Below are 15,621 nucleotides of genomic sequence, written 5' to 3' on the forward strand. Positions count from 1 at the left end.
GACTACCTGCCGACAGTTGAGCTGCCGGTCCTGGACTTCGACGGCGGCGGGCGTGAACGTGGAAGGGACGCCCCCCATGCCGCAACAGCAGTCCGGTGGCACACAGGCCACCGGCAGCGAACGGGGGAGTCGACGCCGTGGACGTGAAGCTCGAGGTCGTGATGGTGCCGGTCGCCGACGTGGATCGGTCCAAGACCTTCTACAAGGCGCTCGGGTGGCGGGAGGACGCCGACGTCGCCGCCGGTGACGACTTCCGGGCGGTTCAGCTGACTCCGCCCGGCTCGGGGTGCTCGGTCATCTTCGGCCACGGGGTCACCTCGGCCGCGCCGGGCTCGTCGCAGGGCCTGTACCTGATAGTGAACGACATCGACGCGGCACGGTCCGAGCTCATCGACCGCGGGGTCGACGTGAGTGAGGTGTTCCACGACGCGGGCGGGGGACTACCCGAGGCCGGGACCGAGGAACGACGGGTTTCCGGCCCGGCTCCGGACCGTCGGAGCTACTTCTCCTTCGCCTCGTTCAGTGACCCCGATGGCAACGGCTGGATACTCCAGGAGGTCACCACCCGCCTTCCGGGCCGGTGAGCCGGCCTCTCAGACTGTGATGACGATCTTCGCCCGTGCGTGGTCCTCGCTGAAATACCGCATCGCCTCGGGAACCTCACTCAGCGAGTAGGTCCGGTCGATGGCAGGTGTGACCTGCCCGGACTCGATGAGCTCCTTGATGTCGGCGAGATTCTTCCCGCTGGTTTTCGCCACGAACGATCGCAGACTGTGCCGTACGAACGGTCCCAGCATCAGCGCCCTGACGAGGCGGCCCATCGGCCCGAACCACGGCCCGCCCTTCGAGCTGGACAACACGAGGGTCCCGTCGGGGGTCAACACGCGCCTGCAGTCGGACAACGAGCGATTGCCCGCCAGATCGAAGAAGAGGTCGTAGCGCCGGTCGCTTGCGGCGAAATCCTCCCGGGTGTAGTCGACGACATGGTCGGCCCCGATCGAACGGACCAGCTCCACGTTTCTCGTGCTGCACACGCCGGTCACCTGCGCGCCGAACGCTTTGGCGATCTGCACGGCGAAGGTGCCCACTCCTCCCGAGGCCCCGTTGATCAGGACCTTCTGCCCCCGCTTCATCCCGCCGCGGTCGCGAAGCCCCTGCAGGGCGGTGTTGGCCGCCCAGGGTACGGCTGCCGCCTGCTCGAAGGTCAGGTTGGCCGGTTTGGGGCTGAGCGACTCTTCGGGTACGCGGGCGTATTCGGCGAAGCCTCCGGCGGCGACCTCGGCATACACCTCGTCGCCCGGCTGCAGGCGCGTCACGCTCTTGCCGACTGCCTCGACCTCTCCGGCGATGTCCCTGCCCGGGACCTTCTGTCTCGGCCTCCGCAGCCCGAATGCCAGGCGGCCCAGATACGGCAGACCCGTCATGGTCACCAGGTCGCCGTGAGTCACCGAGGCCGCGCGAACGCGTACCAGCACCTCGCCATCACCGAGCACCGGCTTGTCGACTTCGCCGAGCCTCAGGACATCGGCCGAGCCGTACTTGTCTTGGACGATCGCCTTCATCGTGGTCTCCTGGTTCGTTGGGGGTGTTGGTCATTCGACCGTCCGGAGGATGTGCTCGATCGAGGCCGTTCGCGACCGCAGCTCGGAGATGTCGGTCGCCATCCGCTGCTGCGCGTCCAGGGTGTTCTCGGCGAGTTGCTCGTAGCGGCGCACGAGCTGGCGCAGGTCCTCCTGCACGGCGGCGGACATCTTCAGCTTGCGGAACTCCAGGACGCTCGCCGCGATGCCGATGAGCAGGATCAGGGCCAGGAATGACAGGCCGAGGACGAGCACCGTGCTCGGCCAGGTGGTCGCCTGGACCACGTAGAGGTCCATCAGGGCTGCTCCTTGGGTGCGGGACCTTTCTCCGGGTCCGATCGGGTCAGGGTCTGGACCGCCTCGGCCAGCGCCGGAGCGGTCAGGTGCAGGTCGAAGGCCGTGACCTCGTAGTACTTCATGGCCTTGCCGTCCTCGGACAGCTCCAGGCTGCCGACGACCAGACCCGCCGCCTCCAGGCGTTGCAGGTGCATGTGCAGGAGAGGGCGGCTGATCCCGATCTCGCGGGCCAGGTGACTCACGTAGTCACGACCGCCCGCGAGCTGCGCGACGATGCGCAGTCGCAGCGGATTGGCCAGCGCGGCCAGCATCGCGACCAGCTCATCGCCGGTGGGCCCGGCCCCTGTCATAGCACTCCTTCACCTGTAAGAAACTTCTTACACATGTAAGTGTATGCCATGAGTAGGCGCGAAGCCATGGCCGTGCGGCGGCGACCGTGGCGGGGGCGTTCTCCATCGGGATGTGGCCCGCGCCGGGTACGCGGACCAGGGTGGTGTTCGGCATCTCGGCGGCGAAGCGCTCGGCGTACCGGACCTCCTGGAAGGTGTCGTCCTCGCCCCACACCAGCAGTTTCGGCGTCCCGTCGGCCCGGAGTGCGGGCACCAGGTCGAGGGTGTGGCGGCTGTCGTCCGCGCCCGCCAGCGCCATCCACGACCGGCGCACCCGCGAGTCGTTCCACGGATCCAGGTAGTCGGCCAGCTCGGCCTCCGTCGCGGGGCGCGCCAGCGCGGTCGTGACCGCCGTACGGCGTGCGGCGAGGAGCTCCTGCGCCGTCACGGCGGCCACCACGGCCGGGTCGCGGAAGCGGGCCACGCCCGGGACCGGCCACGAGTCGTAGGTGACCGAGTTCACCAGCGCCAGCGGCCGCACCTTCACCATGCCGCCGACGAGCAGGTGCTGCGCCACCGCGCCGCCGATGTCGTGCCCGGCCACCGCCAGCGGCTCGTCCGCGCCCACCGCCGCGGCGAGTTCGTCCAGCACCGGCTGCCACACCCGGCTCCACCACGTGCCGTGCAGCAGCAACACGACCGGACCGCCGGTGCCCGCCGTCAGATAGCTCGCCCGCAGCCCGTCCACGTCGACCGTCATTCGCTCAGACACGGCATAACCATCTTGGTCTGGAGAGCCCAGGGTCAATATCAATTAGGGTATGTCGCCATGACGTTGGCGCAGCTCCGGGCCCTCATCGCGGTCGCCGAGCAGGGCGGCTTCACCGCAGTCTCCGACCACACCGGCATGTCCCAGCCCGCCGTCAGCCGCGCCGTCGCCGCCCTGGAGCGCGAGCTCGGCGCCGCGCTGTTCGTGCGCCACCGCGACGGCATCGCCCTGCCCGCGTCCGGCCTGCACACCGTTCACCTCGGCACCCACGACCTGCTGGCGGCGGTGCCCACCACCCACCCGCTGGCCGGACAGGCGGCCGTGCGTCTCGCCGACCTGGCCGGGCGGCCGTTCATCCTGACCACCGCCGGCCGCCGACCGTTGATCATGGCGGCTGCCCGGAAGTCCCGGGTACGGCTCGACGTCGCCTTCGAGGCGAGCGGCCCGGCCGCGGTCCTGGAGATGGTCGCCGCAGGGCTCGGGGTGAGCATCGTGCCCGCGCTCGGCCTGCCCGCCGACCTCGGCGCCGTCGTCACCCGGCCGCTGGAGCCGAGGACGACCCGGTCCCTCGCCCTCGCCGTCCCGTCCCTGGCCGAGTGCACCCCGGCCGCGCGCGCGAGCCCTCGAACAGGTCCAGCCGCTGCGTCCCCAAGGTCGCGCCGATCACGCGTCCCAGGAGGTAGTGCTCGTACCGCCGCTAGAAGACCCATTTCGCTACCGCATAGGGGCTCATCGAAGTTAAGCGGGGTTGAGCTGTCCGCGGTCTCGTCGGGTGGTGGCGCAGCGGGTGCGTAGTCGCTGGAGTTCGGGGTTGTGGAAGCCGTAGGCGTCGCGAGCGACGGTTTTGATGACGCGGTTGGTGCCTTCGGAGCCGGCGTTGGTGATGCCGGTGTGGATGAAGGCGAGTATTTCGGGCTACCAGGTCTCGATCGTGGTCGCGGGCCGTCCTGGCTTCACACTGCGCGTCTACAGCCACCTCATGTCGAACGCGGCCGATCGGGCACGCAGAGCCATGAACGCCTTCTTCGAGGGCGCCGCCGATGTGTCACGTGCCCTGGACGTGCCCTCAGAGCATTTGATCTGAGGGTCTGCCCTGGTCAGCGCAATGTCGTCCTAATCCAGGCAGAACTCGTTGCCCTCGGGGTCGGCCATCACGATGAAGCCGGCGCTCAGCGGGGGAGCGGGCTCGTCGCGACGTACCCGCGTCGCTCCCAGCGCGACGAGCCGGTCGCACTCGGCCTCCAGCGCCGCCATCCGCTCCTCTCCCTCCAGCCCGGGAGCCGCACGGACGTCGAGGTGGACGCGGTTCTTGGCGACCTTGTCCTCCGGCACCTGCTGGAAGAACAGCCGTGGGCCGTTCCCGTCCGGGTCCTCGATGGCCGATCTCGTGCCGCGCTCCTCCTCCGGGACGCCGACCCGCGTGAGGAAGTCGTCCCACGCGGCCAGTGGGTCGGCGTCCTCGGGCAGGTCGACTCCGGGCGGGCCGGGGTGGACATAGCCCAGTACGTCGCGCCAGAAGGTGGACAGCGCGCGCGGGTCGTGGGCGTCGAAGGTGACCTGGATGTGGCGGCTCATCGGGTTGCGCCCTTCGTAGCGGGATTCGTGTGCAGGTAGAGGTCGCGCAGCAGGCAGACCTCGGACAGGTGGTGGATCAGCTCACGGTGGATGTGCAGCACCAGATCGGCCATGGGCGCCTCGGGGTAGGGCTCCTTCTCGCCGACCGGGACCCGGAGCCCGGCCTCGCCGAGGCCGCGCAGCCCGGCCAGCCAGACGTCGAGCTGGGCGTCGAGCTGGTCGAGCGCGCCGGCCGCGCTGCCGGCGTACTCCCAGGTCTCGTACGACGCGGCCGGCGCGCCGAAGTGCGCCGCGTTGCGCGCGGCGAGCACGCCGACGATGACGTGACCGAGTCGCCAGGCGATCGTGGTGAAGGCCGCGGGGACCGGCTGGGGAAAGGCGAAGTCCACCGTGAAGTTCCCGGCACCGGCCTGCACGGGCGCCGTCGAGCTGCCGCGCGGCCGCACGCTCCAGGCGTCCGGCACCGGCGACCAGAAGTACTCGTCGTCGGTGAGGCCCTCGAGCCGGGCTCGGAGCTGATGGTTCCAGTGGAACTCCCACTGCTCGCGCAGCGTCCGGTTCCAGTCGAGTTCGTCTGTGTCCATGGAGTCACTCTGACACTCCTGGCGGACAGGATCGGTCCGCTATCTCTGGCAGGCTGGATGTCGTGGACGCGGCGAGCGGTGACGAGCGGGGCACGACGGAGCGGGTGCTCACCCTGCTCGGGCTGCTGCAGCAGCGCCAGGTCTGGACCGGCCCCGAGCTCGCCGACCGGCTCGGGGTCACGCCGCGCACCATTCGGCGTGACGTCGAGCGGCTGCGCGCGCTCGGCTATCCGGTGCATGCCGGCCAGGGGGTCGGCGGCGGCTACCGGCTCGGTCCGGGGCAGGATCTGCCGCCGCTGCTCCTCGACGACGAGGAGACGATCGCCACCGTCGTCTCGCTGCTCGCCGGCGCGGGTGGCGCGGTCGTCGGCGCAGGAGACGCCGCGCTCCGGGCGCTGACCAAGCTGGACCGGGTGCTGCCCACGCGGTTGCGGGACGAGGTGCGTGCGCTCTCCGGCTCGGTGGAGTCCTTCGGCGGAGGCCGCACGCCGGTCGACCCCGGGGTGCTCATGACGTTGGCCAGAGCCTGCCGCGACGAGGTCGAGGCCGGCTTCGCCTACCCGTCCGGGAGCGAGGTGCGGCGGCGGGTCGAGCCCTACCGCCTGGTCGCCTCCGACCGGCGCTGGTACCTCCTCGCCTACGACCTCGATCGCGACGACTGGCGCAACTTCCGCGTGGACCGGATGACCGATGTGTCCGCACGAACCTGGCGCTTCCGCCCGCGCGCGGCCCACGACGCGGCGGCGTACGTGCAGGAGGGGGTGGCGAGCCGGGCCTACCCGCACCAGGCGCGCTTCCTCGTGCACGCGCCGGCCGGCACGGTGCGCGCGCAGATTCCGGCGTCGGCGGCCGTCGTACGACCGCGGGGGAGCGCGCTCTGCGAGGTGCTCAGTGGCGCCGGCAGCCTCGACTTCGTGCTCATGCACGTGCTCCTGCTGGGACACGACTTCGAGGTGGTCGACCCTCCGGAGCTCCGGGAGCGCTGCCGCGTGCTGGCGGAGAGACTGCTGTCGGCCGGTGCGACGGTCTCACCGGTGCCGGACACGGACGGGTCATGAGCACGCCGGAGCCGAGGAGTGCTTTCGCTGACTCGTCCCCGTGACGGCTCAGTGACCGACGCTCTGGTAGTGGTCGAGCTGACGTCGCCAGATGAGGTAGGCCAGCGAGACCAGGACCACTCCCAGCAGCGGCGCGGCCAACGCCCAGGGGTTGTCGAGCTTGCCCAGGACGACGCTGGAAGGCAGGTAGGCCACGAAGGCGACCGGCAGCACGAAGGTGAGCAGCCACTCGGTCACGCCGCCGAAGATCTTCATCGGGTAGGAGCCGAACTTGCTGAAGACGTCGTCGACGAAGAGCCGCAGGGCGAAGGTGTCGACCATGCGCAGCGACAGCGAGCAGAGCCCGAGGAAGAAGGCGGCCTCGATGAGGGCTCCGCCGACGATGGCCACGAAGCAGAAGGCGAACAGCCAGGCGTTCCACTGGATGTGCGCGTTCTGCCCGGCGAAAACGAGCAGTGCCACACCCACGAGCAGGTCGCCGAACTGGCCGATGCCCACCCTGTTGCCCATGAGCTGGACGAGAGGGTTGAGCGGGCGCAGCAGGAAGCGGTCGAACTCGCCGTTGCGCACCACCCATTGGATGTCGTTCACGCTCATCAGGGGGATCATCGCCAGGGCGTGGGCCGTCAGCCGCATGCCGTACAGGAAGGCGATCTCCGCCAGTCCCCAGCCCGCCAGCGAGGGGAAGGTGTGCATCACCACCCAGATGAAGGCGAACCCGGTGCCCTGCCAGAGCGCGCCGCTGAGGATGCCGATCACGGTGTTCATGCGGTACTGCATGGCGCCGCGGGCGGAGGCGCGCTGGAGCAGGAAGTACAGGCGCAGCGAACGGAGGATCTCATCCACCCTGGATCACCACCCTTCGACGGGCCCGGGACCAGGTGAGCGCGAGCAAGCCGGACAGCCCCGCGATCCAGGCGATCTCGACCAGGACAGGACCTGAAAGATCGGAGATGTGGCCGACGTAGATGGCCGCGGGAACGTAACCCATGTACTTGAAGGGGAGGATCTCGGCCACCACGCCCAGTAAGCCGGGGAAGAAGGCGAGCGGCACCATCGTCCCGGCGAAGAACTGGCTGACCAGCCGGTAGAGCAGCGAGATGGCCCCGGTCTCCATCGTCCAGAAGCCGACCAGGCTGATCAGCAACGCCAGTTGCAGGGCGATCACGTACCCGAGCAGCAGGGTGATCACATAGCCGGCCGCGTTGACCGGCTCGGTGATCGAGCCGACCAGCAGGACCACGGGGATGACCGGGGCGATCAGCAGCAGCCCGCCCCCGGTGTTGCCGACCTGGAAGGCGGCCATCTGCCTGAGATAGCCGACCGGCCGGGCCAGGTCGAAGAAAACCGTGCCGGTGCGGATGCGGTCGTGGATGGTGCGGGCGACGACGGTGTGGGTGGCGAAGGCCTGCAGGTTGGCCAGGGTGAGGTAGGCCAGCAGCGCGTCCAGCGTGAGCCCGGCGGCCGTGGGGCGCGAGCCGTACACCGAGGTCCAGATCATGCGCAGCAGGAAGACCTGGGCGACCAGCGTGACGCAGGTCATGATGATGTTGCTGCGGTAGGCCAGGGCGAGGCGGAAGCCGATCCGCGTCATCGAGCGTAGATCCTCTTGATCACGCTCTCCAGGTCCGGTTCCTCGATCGACAGATCGCGGATGGTGTGTTCGGCGGCGATCGAGGCGATCATGCCCGGCAGATCCTCGCGGATGTCGAAGACGTGGCGTCCTTCGGCGTCCCGCGTGACGCCGCGCACCTCCTCCGGTGCGGACTCCAGCAGGACCACCAGCCGCCTGGGCTGGTCGACCAGCGCGTCGATGGCGCCGTCGAAGAGCACCTTGCCGTGGTCGATGAGGATGATCCGCTTGCACAGCGCCTCGACGTCGGCCAGATCGTGCGTAGTCAGGATGACGGTGGTGCGCCCGGCGCTGTTGGTCTCCATGATGAACTCGCGCACCGCCTCCTTGGCCAGCACGTCCAGCCCGACGGTCGGCTCGTCGAGGTAGAGGAGAGGCGGTTCGTACAGCACGGCCGCGGCCAGGTCGCCGCGCATCCGCTGGCCCAGGCTGAGCTGGCGCACCGGGGTGTCGAGGAACTCGCCGAGCCCGAGCAGGTCGCGCAGCTTCTTCAGCGACGTCTCGAAGCGCGCGGCGGGAACGTCGTACAGCGAGCCCACCAGCCGTAAGGACTCGATCAGCGGCAGGTCCCACCACAGCTGGCTGCGCTGGCCGAACACCACGCCGACGTTGCGCGCGTTGGCCGAGCGCTCGCGCCAGGGCACCAGCCCGTTGACCTCCACGGTGCCGCTCGTCGGCGTGAGGATGCCGGTGAGGATCTTGATGGTGGTGGACTTGCCGGCGCCGTTAGGCCCGAGGTAGCCGATGACCTCGCCCTCGTCGACCTCGAAGCTGACGTCGTCGACGGCGGTCTTCTCCTCGTGCCGGCGGGTGACCAGCGTGCGTAACGCCCCGAAGGGACCGGAGAAGGTGCGCGGCCGGCGGAAGACCTTGGTTAAGCCCTCGACCCGGATCATGCAGAAATCTTTTCCGCGAGGCACATGCCATGCAAGTTCTTTTCGTGACCGTCAGGCCGAGCGCTGCGCGCCGGGTCGCCTCGGAGTCACTCGGCATCGGCCGGGACGGCAGCGACTTCGCCGCGATCCACGAGGCCAGGAGAGGGGCGTCAAACCACCGAACCGAGAACGGGCTTGCCCGCCCACTCGTAGGTGACGTACACGACGCCGGCGTCGGTGGAGGACGACCCCGTGAACTTCAGCCCGGCCGGCATGGTCCCCTCCGCGAACAGCCGCTTGCCCTCGCCGAGGACCACGGGGAAGATCAGCAGGCGGTACTCGTCGACCAGCTCGGCCTGCTGCAGCGTACGGATGAGGTCGCTGCTGCCCTGGACGAGGATCTCGCCGTCGGTGCTGCGCTTGAGGTCGGCGATCGTCTGAGCGGCATCGCCCACCAGGACCTGGGTGTTGCGCCACTCGGCGTTCATCGGAGTGCGCGTCGTGACGTACTTCGGCATGCTGTTGATCTTGGCGCCGCCCTCCTCGTCGGGCACGCTGGGCCAGTGCGACGAGAGGATGTCGTACGACCTGCGGCCCAGGAGGAGGCCGTCCGCGCGGTCGAACACGTCGCCCATGATCGCGCCGAACCCCTCGTCCACGTGCGGGGCCAGCCATCCGCCGTGCTGGAAGTCGTTGGTGTCGTCCTCGCCGGGCCCGCCGGGAGCCTGCATGATGCCGTCGAGCGACAGGAAGGTCGAGATGACCAGCTTGCTTGCCATGAGGCACTCCTCGTGATGTGGGATGACCGGTTGCGTCCGGTCCCGCTGTTCTTCGTGTGCCTTCAGACTGTCGAACCCCGGTTACGGAATCCTTAAGGCCATCCTTACGTGGGCACGCCGGCGTCCCGCTCGGCAAATTCTTTGCCAACTACGCACAGGTAGAGATTAATTACTCAGTGTATGGTTGGATCCTGTGCTGGCGCGTGTCCAGGGAGGCCCCCCATGGCGATCGTCGTAACATTCACCGGCAAGACGGCGCTTCCCACGGGGGACACAGGGTTCCAGCTCTGGTCTTACCGGATCACCCCGAGCCCGCCCGGCGAGATCCCCGCGGGCCAGCGGATCGCCCTCGGCCTGCCCCGCGACGTGGACGTGCGGGATCCGGCCCTCTTCCCCTCCGTTCCGGAGCTCGCCGGCACCTTCCTGCTGCGCGACCCCGCCTCGACCCGCCAGTACGTCGGCCGCGTCACCGGTCCGGCGGGCGCCTTCACCATCTCGTTCGTCGCTCCCGCCGCCGAGTCCACCGCCGAGATCCTGCTGGTCAGGGCGCAGTCCGGCCAGCCGGTGCTGTCCCTGCCCTTCGCCACCGCCACTGGCGGCCCGCAGGCCCCCGGGCAGACCCTGCCGGCGCCGATCACCGGGCGGCCGGTGTTCAACGGCCGCCCGGTGACCGACTTCGTGGGCGCGCTGCCCTACGCGAGCGAGCTGTTCGGCGTCTACCAGCCGCTGGCCAACTGGCTGGGCGCACAGAACACGTTGTGGGCACTCGGCGGCGCCGAAGGGCTCACCCGTGAGGCGTTCTTCGGGCCCGCCGCCCGCACGCTGGACGACAGGGCGCTCGCGGCGCTGGCCGAGCGGCTGGCGGATGTCGCGCAAGGGGTGCTGTCGCCGGTGGGGCTGGTCAATCTCTTCCGGCAGTACTTCTTCGAGTTCGACACATTCCTGGGCGCCCCGGCGGGTCACCTGTGGATCAGCCCCGGCGGCACGGTCGAGGTGGTGGAGAGCAGCACGCGCCGCACCCTGGTGGAGCGGACCGCCGAGGTGGCGGAGGAGACCTCCCGCAAGATCGAGGAGAGCCTGACCCGGCAGGAGGACGTCGCCGACGCCGTCAAGGAGGAGAACGCCAACGACACCAAGCTCGGGATCAGCGCGACCGGCGGCGTCAACGCCCCCATCTACCACGCCGACGCCAGCGCCAGCTTCAGCGTCCAGAGCACGGTGAAGCGCTCATCGGAGGAGACTCACAAGCACACCCGCGCCCAGAGCTCCAAGGTCACCAGCGAGATCAAACGCAACTTCAAGACGACGTTCAAGACGGTGACCGAGACCACCGACACGTCCAGCCGCCGCTACGTCGTGCAGAACACCACCAGCGAGCTCGTCAACTATGAGCTGCGGCGCAAGATGCGCAAGGTCGGCGTGCAGCTCCAGCACATCGGCGCGCGGCTGGCCTGGCAGATCTACATCGACAAGCCGGGCCGCCACCTCGGCCTGGGCGACATGGTCGACGTCGTCGCCGCCCCCGACCTGACCGGGGTTCCCAAGCCCGAGATCCAGCCTGTTCCGCAGGACCAGAAGGTGACCTATCCGCTTTCGCTGCCGTTCGTCCTGCACCAGGGGGCCGACGACGAGGCCGAGAACACTTACAAGCTCTCCGACGAGAACCGCGACCACGGCATCCACAAGCCCGACGTCGGCACGAACAACATCATCCAGTTCAGGTTCGACCTCCCGCTGCCGCCCCCGCCGGCCGGCTTCGAGGTCAGCAGGATCGCCTCCATCGACTTCCGAGGGGCCCAGGTCCAGTTCACCACCGACCCCACCGACCTCGGGATGGTCGCCAACCCCGACCCGACGAGGAACACCCTCGGCCTGCGGCTGACCCACGCCAACTTCCAGGGCAAGAAGGCCCTGCTCTTCGACGCCTCGATCGTCTACACGCCCACGGCCGGCGCCAAGGACGCGATCAACGCCGCCAACGCCGAGGCGCGGGCCGCCTACGCCAAACAGGTCGCCAGGCTGCAGTACGAGGCCTACGCCAACGCGGTGCGGCTGCGCCTGGAGAAGGTCAGCAGGATGCAGGCTCGCCCACCTGAGGACCTGCGGAGCGAGGAGCGCCAGACCGTCTTCAGAAACCTGCTCTACAGGATCGACCTCGGAAACGATCCGCACCTCGGCGCGGAGCTCATCCAGCAGATGTTCGACGTGGACGAGATGCTGTACTTCGTCGCCCCCGACTTCTGGCGGCCGAGCACACCTCCCACCACCCCGCCCCCGCCGCCTCCAGCCCCGCCGGAGCCCACCCAGTCCAGCGTCGGCCGCTATCCGGTGCCGGCGCTCGAAGGCGGCCAGGCGGGGCTGGGGTCGGGCGACACGGTGGCGAGCTGGTACTCCCACACCGACAGGAACAACGCGATCGATCCGCAAGGGCAGGTCACCCCCGAATGGCGGATCAACTACCTGATCACCGAGAACACCCAGCCGGCGCCCCTGGGCAGCTCACTCAGCTGGCTGATCCAGATCGACGGTGACGAGCGGCGCAACGAGTTCCTCAACGCCGCCTGGGCCAAGGCCGTGCTGCCGATCCGGCCCGGCCACGAGCTGCGCGCCCTCAAGTTGCTCAGGACGATCGAGGGTGAGGCGGTCTTCGAACAGCCCTACCCGTTCCAGGAGGGTGACCCGCCCGACTACCAGGGCCTCAACGTTGGCCAGGTGCTGGAGAAACTCGCCGCCCAGGTCCAGCAGGGCAACACGGACGTGGCCAACGTCCTGGCGGCGGAGGAGGTGTTCGAGACCGGCTTCGACCCGCTCGAAGGCGGCTTCCGCCCGGCCGAGCCCTATCAGGTCTTCGACCAGTGGATCGAGGTCCTGCCGACGGACCAGGTGGTGGCCGTGGCGGTCCGGTACGACCCGAAGACCGGTCAGCAGCTGTGAGGGGCGCCCGGTCGTGAGCCGCAAGACGCTGACGCTGATCGACCGGACGGACGAGTCGTGGCGGCGCCTCAAGGCCGTCCCGGACGGGTCGGCCGTGCCCCCGGAGCCCAGCGCCCTGTGCCTCAGTGACACCAAGGCGTGCATGGCCGGGACCAGGCGCACCGCGACCGTGCCGTCCTACTTCCCGAGGCTGACCGGGTGGGATCCGATTCACTTCGAGGACTGGATCTTCGCGCAGTCACCGCTGCTCATCGGTGCGGCCGGCAAACGGGAGCTCAACATCACGATCGGCAAGCCCGCGCCCTCGGGCTACACAGTGAAGATCTTCAGCACCGACTTCGGCTCCGACCTGTGGCCGATGGCGACCGCGGTCGCCATCCCCAAGGACATCCCGACCGACCGGCCGCCGTCGTTTCTCGTGCTGTTCCAGAACACGCCGATGCAGAATCCCACCGACTCCTCCTACCGCCACTTCCGGCCGCCGTGGGGGTGGGACTGGCTCTACCTGCAGTTCTGGCGGTGGTTCGGGCTGCACACCGTGCCCATCTGCACGTCGTGGACCGCATGGGGACTGCCCTACCAGCTCACCCGCGCGAACAAGAAGTTCGTCCTGGTGATCCCCCAGATGCCCGTCGACACGCTGGCGCGCGATCCCGGCCGCTACGCGCTGCTGTCGGGAGAGGCCATGTCCAGGCTGCTGTCGTCCCTCCAGGCGGCCATCACGCCGGAGGCCGCCGGGGAGCCCGCGCACGTGGCCCTGGCGGGCTTCAGCAACGGCAACCTGATCCTCGCCGACTTCTTCAAACACAACCTGGCGAAGGGTGCGGCCGCCGCCGACCGGGCGATGGCGGAGAAGGTCAAGGAGACGTACGTGCTCGCCCCGCCGGAGCAGGAGTGGGCCGGCACCGCCATCCTGGACCAGTGCCGGGCGTGGAAGGCGGCGGTGCCGGCCGGTGTCATCCGCGCCTACACGCACGCCGTCTACGGCACGGCGTACGAGCGGTTGCTGGGCAGGCGTGTCGTCACCAAGGACGTGCCGTTCGACGGTGACAACGCGGCGGGCGACATCTCGCTGTCCTACCTGCCCTACACGCCCGCGGACAACGTCTGGAGCCGCACCTGCAAGACCCTCGGGACCAAGGTGCCCAACTGCCCCTGCGCCCGGGTCGGATTCGACAACGTGCACCATTGGATACCGGCCCTCTGCCTCACCCACGCCGCCGCCCGCAGCCCCTTCCTCTGACCGCTTCCTCAGGGGGAGTATTCGCCGGGGAGCATGAGGGTGCGGTGGACCATCTGGTGCAGCCGCAGCCGGAAGCGTCGCCACTCCCGCTCATCGGTGAAATTGCGGAGGTTGCCGTGCTCGTCCGGCACGCCGCCCAGCGCGAAGCCGTGGATGCACCAGGTGGACATGTAGAGGATGTACTCCAGGTCCGCGTCCGGGCTCAGATGTCCGGCGTCTATCGCGGACTGGAACACGTCCAGGATCATGTGCAGGAGGGGCAGGGAGTAGCGCTTCTCGATCTCGGCCACGTCCATGGCGTCCGACAGCCACCGGTGTGTCCACAGCGCGTGGATGTAGGAGTTGGCCGCGACGAAGTCGAGATGGCCGTCCATCAGGAGGTGGATCGCCCGCGCGCAGTCCTCGGCGTCGACGCAGCGCAGATCCCCGAGCAGCGACTCCAGGGCGAGGCGTTCCTGCTCGAAGGCGCGCTCCATGACGACGACGTAGAGCTCCTGCCTGCCGCCGAAGAGCTCGTCGATGACGGAGGGCTCCACTCCGGCCGCTTCGGCGATCTGCTTGGTCGAGGTGGCGTCGTAGCCGAGCGCGGCAAGCAGCCGGGCCGCGACCTCGATGATGTGCTCAGGCCTGCTGATCGTCCGGGGAAGCCATAAAAGCAACGTACGTTCGCGTCGCCGTTCCTTTTGCCGCGTACCTGCGAGAAACGGTCAAGGTCGCGCCGGTACTGCTCGGCGGCCTGCCGAGTCGGACGATGTTGCGAAGGCGGCGGTCGCCCGCGTTCTGGCAGACCGAAGCTACTCAGCGCAGTACGGCCGTCAGCAGGTCGGCGCCCAGCGCCGTCAGATCGGGGAGATTGAGGGTGTAACGGACGTAACGACCGTGCCGCCTGGCCGTGAGCAGGCCCGCGCGGCGCAGGACAGCGAGGTGGCGGGAAACCTCCGGGGCTGAAAGTTCCCAGGCGTGGGCCAGCTCACCGGTGGTGTGCGGACCGCGGGCGAGGGTGCGCAGCAGCCGCAGTCGTACCGGATGCGCGAGTGCCTCCAGCCGTAGCGTGACCGTTTCCAGCGATACCGGCTTCGATGGAGTTGCCTCGGCCACGGGGTACTGCACCACCGGCTGCCACCCGGGCGCGTGGATCACCACCAGGTGCGGGCGGCCGAAGACGCTGGGGAGGAAGGTGACCCCGGTACCGTGGGCGGCGGTCGCATTGTCCTGCAGCTTGTCCACGATGATGCAGTTGCCGTCCGGCGCCAGGGTGACGGCGCCGGAGACCGACGCGAGTGCCGCCCCGATGCCCTGGCGCTTCAGCAGGTCGTTCTTCAGGCGCAGGTCGGTGGCGAGTTGCACGGCGACGCCCGTCCAGGCGGTGTCGAAGAAGGCCTCGGCGCACTGTTCGAGGGTGTGACGCACCCGTGCCCGCACGGCGGCCGGGTCCGCGAGCAGCCGTTCCGCGAAGGCCTCCTGAAGCGCGCCGCGGGCCTGGGCCAGGTCCAGGGCCCGCTCGCGCGCCGTCGCGTCGGTGAGCGGTGACGGCGCGGCGAAGTGGACCCGGTTGCTGCCGCACGTGGTGACGAGCGCGGCGGTCACATAGGTTTCGTCGTCGATCCGGTCTACATCGTCCAGCTCCTCGGCGAGGGTCGGCCGAGGACGAGCGGGGACCAGAAAGTCGGCTCGTGAGGAACGCCAGAGGAACTCCGCCTCCCGCAACCGCTCGGCCAGCTCCGGCCGCAGCCCAGCCCAGACGTTCCCGGCCCAGCCGGCGAGCTGCGGGTGATGCCCGGGTTCGGCCAGCACGTGCAGCATCGCGGTCAGCTCGGCCAGCGGGGAGGCAGCGAACCGCAGTCGCCCGGACGGCAGGCCGCCGATGTCGATCCTCAACGTCATCCCCTCATCATCGCTGGTCGGATGGCCGACGACCGCGTCGGTTGACGGTGTCCGTCAATCGACACAGTCGGCCCGGCGGTC

General features: G+C 69.2%; 19 protein-coding genes. 6 read left to right on the plus strand and 13 right to left on the minus strand.

Annotated elements, in window-relative coordinates; genetic code table 11:
* The first annotated feature begins 137 nt into the window (after positions 1-137).
* Positions 138-584: a VOC family protein gene (locus tag V5E28_RS31240; RefSeq protein ID WP_336212234.1), complete on the plus strand. Its 447-nt coding sequence runs from the start codon at positions 138-140 to the stop codon at positions 582-584.
* 9 nt (positions 585-593) lie between these two features.
* Here the strand turns inward: V5E28_RS31240 and V5E28_RS31245 are convergent, their stop codons facing one another.
* Genes V5E28_RS31245 through V5E28_RS31260 form a run of 4 tightly spaced genes read right to left on the minus strand, consistent with a single transcriptional unit; the run spans position 594 to position 2,978 of the window.
* Positions 594-1,562, minus strand: coding sequence for an NAD(P)-dependent alcohol dehydrogenase (locus V5E28_RS31245; protein WP_336212236.1), 969 nt, complete (start codon positions 1,560-1,562; stop codon positions 594-596).
* 30 nt (positions 1,563-1,592) lie between these two features.
* Positions 1,593-1,877 (minus strand): hypothetical protein, encoded by a 285-nt coding sequence (locus V5E28_RS31250; RefSeq protein ID WP_336212238.1) that lies wholly within the window; start codon positions 1,875-1,877, stop codon positions 1,593-1,595.
* Positions 1,877-2,227 carry an ArsR/SmtB family transcription factor gene (locus tag V5E28_RS31255; RefSeq protein WP_336212239.1) on the minus strand — a complete coding sequence of 117 codons (351 nt, stop codon included), beginning with the start codon at positions 2,225-2,227 and terminating at the stop codon, positions 1,877-1,879. Before V5E28_RS31255 ends, V5E28_RS31250 begins: the two co-directional genes overlap by 1 nt.
* Complete coding sequence (locus V5E28_RS31260) at positions 2,199-2,978, minus strand: alpha/beta fold hydrolase (protein ID WP_336212240.1); 780 nt, start codon at positions 2,976-2,978, stop codon at positions 2,199-2,201. Before V5E28_RS31260 ends, V5E28_RS31255 begins: the two co-directional genes overlap by 29 nt.
* Before the next feature lie 57 nt (positions 2,979-3,035).
* Between V5E28_RS31260 and V5E28_RS31265 the strand changes: the two genes are divergently transcribed.
* On the plus strand, positions 3,036-3,770 hold the full coding sequence (locus V5E28_RS31265) for a LysR family transcriptional regulator (RefSeq protein ID WP_336212241.1): 735 nt from the start codon (positions 3,036-3,038) through the stop codon (positions 3,768-3,770).
* Here V5E28_RS31265 and V5E28_RS49690 read toward each other — a convergent pair.
* Positions 3,714-3,884 carry a transposase gene (locus tag V5E28_RS49690; RefSeq protein WP_442945895.1) on the minus strand — a complete coding sequence of 57 codons (171 nt, stop codon included), beginning with the start codon at positions 3,882-3,884 and terminating at the stop codon, positions 3,714-3,716. The genes V5E28_RS31265 and V5E28_RS49690 overlap by 57 nt on opposite strands.
* Between V5E28_RS49690 and V5E28_RS31270 the strand changes: the two genes are divergently transcribed.
* On the plus strand, positions 3,871-4,059 hold the full coding sequence (locus V5E28_RS31270; RefSeq protein WP_336212243.1) for a hypothetical protein: 189 nt from the start codon (positions 3,871-3,873) through the stop codon (positions 4,057-4,059). The genes V5E28_RS49690 and V5E28_RS31270 overlap by 14 nt on opposite strands.
* 29 nt (positions 4,060-4,088) lie before the next feature.
* Here V5E28_RS31270 and V5E28_RS31275 read toward each other — a convergent pair whose 3' ends face one another.
* Both V5E28_RS31275 and V5E28_RS31280 read right to left on the minus strand, forming a co-directional pair.
* Positions 4,089-4,550 carry a VOC family protein gene (locus tag V5E28_RS31275; protein ID WP_336212245.1) on the minus strand — a complete coding sequence of 154 codons (462 nt, stop codon included), beginning with the start codon at positions 4,548-4,550 and terminating at the stop codon, positions 4,089-4,091.
* Positions 4,547-5,134: a DinB family protein gene (locus tag V5E28_RS31280; RefSeq protein WP_336212247.1), complete on the minus strand. Its 588-nt coding sequence runs from the start codon at positions 5,132-5,134 to the stop codon at positions 4,547-4,549. The genes V5E28_RS31275 and V5E28_RS31280 overlap by 4 nt, the downstream gene beginning before the upstream one ends.
* Positions 5,135-5,196: 62 nt before the next feature.
* On the opposite strand from V5E28_RS31280, the gene V5E28_RS31285 reads away from it, so the two are divergent.
* Positions 5,197-6,192, plus strand: a complete 996-nt coding sequence (locus tag V5E28_RS31285) for a helix-turn-helix transcriptional regulator (RefSeq protein ID WP_336212248.1) — start codon at positions 5,197-5,199, stop codon at positions 6,190-6,192.
* A gap of 48 nt (positions 6,193-6,240) precedes the next feature.
* On the opposite strand, the gene V5E28_RS31290 is transcribed toward V5E28_RS31285, so the two are convergent.
* The 4 genes from V5E28_RS31290 to V5E28_RS31305 all read right to left on the minus strand — a co-directional run bounded on the left by V5E28_RS31290 (position 6,241) and on the right by V5E28_RS31305 (position 9,479).
* Positions 6,241-7,038 carry an ABC transporter permease gene (locus tag V5E28_RS31290; protein WP_336212249.1) on the minus strand — a complete coding sequence of 266 codons (798 nt, stop codon included), beginning with the start codon at positions 7,036-7,038 and terminating at the stop codon, positions 6,241-6,243.
* Positions 7,031-7,786: an ABC transporter permease gene (locus V5E28_RS31295; RefSeq protein ID WP_336212250.1), complete on the minus strand. Its 756-nt coding sequence runs from the start codon at positions 7,784-7,786 to the stop codon at positions 7,031-7,033. Before V5E28_RS31295 ends, V5E28_RS31290 begins: the two co-directional genes overlap by 8 nt.
* A complete protein-coding gene (locus V5E28_RS31300; protein ID WP_336212251.1) occupies positions 7,783-8,721 on the minus strand; it encodes an ABC transporter ATP-binding protein in 939 nt (312 codons plus the stop codon). Before V5E28_RS31300 ends, V5E28_RS31295 begins: the two co-directional genes overlap by 4 nt.
* 149 nt (positions 8,722-8,870) lie before the next feature.
* Positions 8,871-9,479, minus strand: coding sequence for a dihydrofolate reductase family protein (locus V5E28_RS31305; RefSeq protein WP_336212253.1), 609 nt, complete (start codon positions 9,477-9,479; stop codon positions 8,871-8,873).
* 222 nt (positions 9,480-9,701) lie between these two features.
* Between V5E28_RS31305 and V5E28_RS31310 the strand changes: the two genes are divergently transcribed.
* Complete coding sequence (locus tag V5E28_RS31310; protein WP_336212255.1) at positions 9,702-12,413, plus strand: hypothetical protein; 2,712 nt, start codon at positions 9,702-9,704, stop codon at positions 12,411-12,413.
* A gap of 13 nt (positions 12,414-12,426) precedes the next feature.
* The gene (locus V5E28_RS31315; protein ID WP_336212257.1) at positions 12,427-13,656 is read left to right on the plus strand and encodes a hypothetical protein; all 1,230 of its coding nucleotides are present in this window, start codon (positions 12,427-12,429) and stop codon (positions 13,654-13,656) included.
* 8 nt (positions 13,657-13,664) lie between these two features.
* Here V5E28_RS31315 and V5E28_RS31320 read toward each other — a convergent pair whose 3' ends face one another.
* Together V5E28_RS31320 and V5E28_RS31325 are read right to left on the minus strand one after the other, a co-directional pair.
* Entirely contained in the window at positions 13,665-14,315 is a 651-nt protein-coding gene (locus tag V5E28_RS31320) for a TetR/AcrR family transcriptional regulator (protein WP_336212258.1), read from the minus strand.
* A 139-nt stretch (positions 14,316-14,454) separates the two neighbouring features.
* Positions 14,455-15,540 (minus strand): helix-turn-helix domain-containing protein, encoded by a 1,086-nt coding sequence (locus tag V5E28_RS31325; RefSeq protein WP_336212259.1) that lies wholly within the window; start codon positions 15,538-15,540, stop codon positions 14,455-14,457.
* Positions 15,541-15,621: the final 81 nt, after the last annotated feature.

Source organism: Nonomuraea sp. LPB2021202275-12-8 (genome assembly GCF_037044575.1).
Lineage (GTDB): Bacteria > Actinomycetota > Actinomycetes > Streptosporangiales > Streptosporangiaceae > Nonomuraea.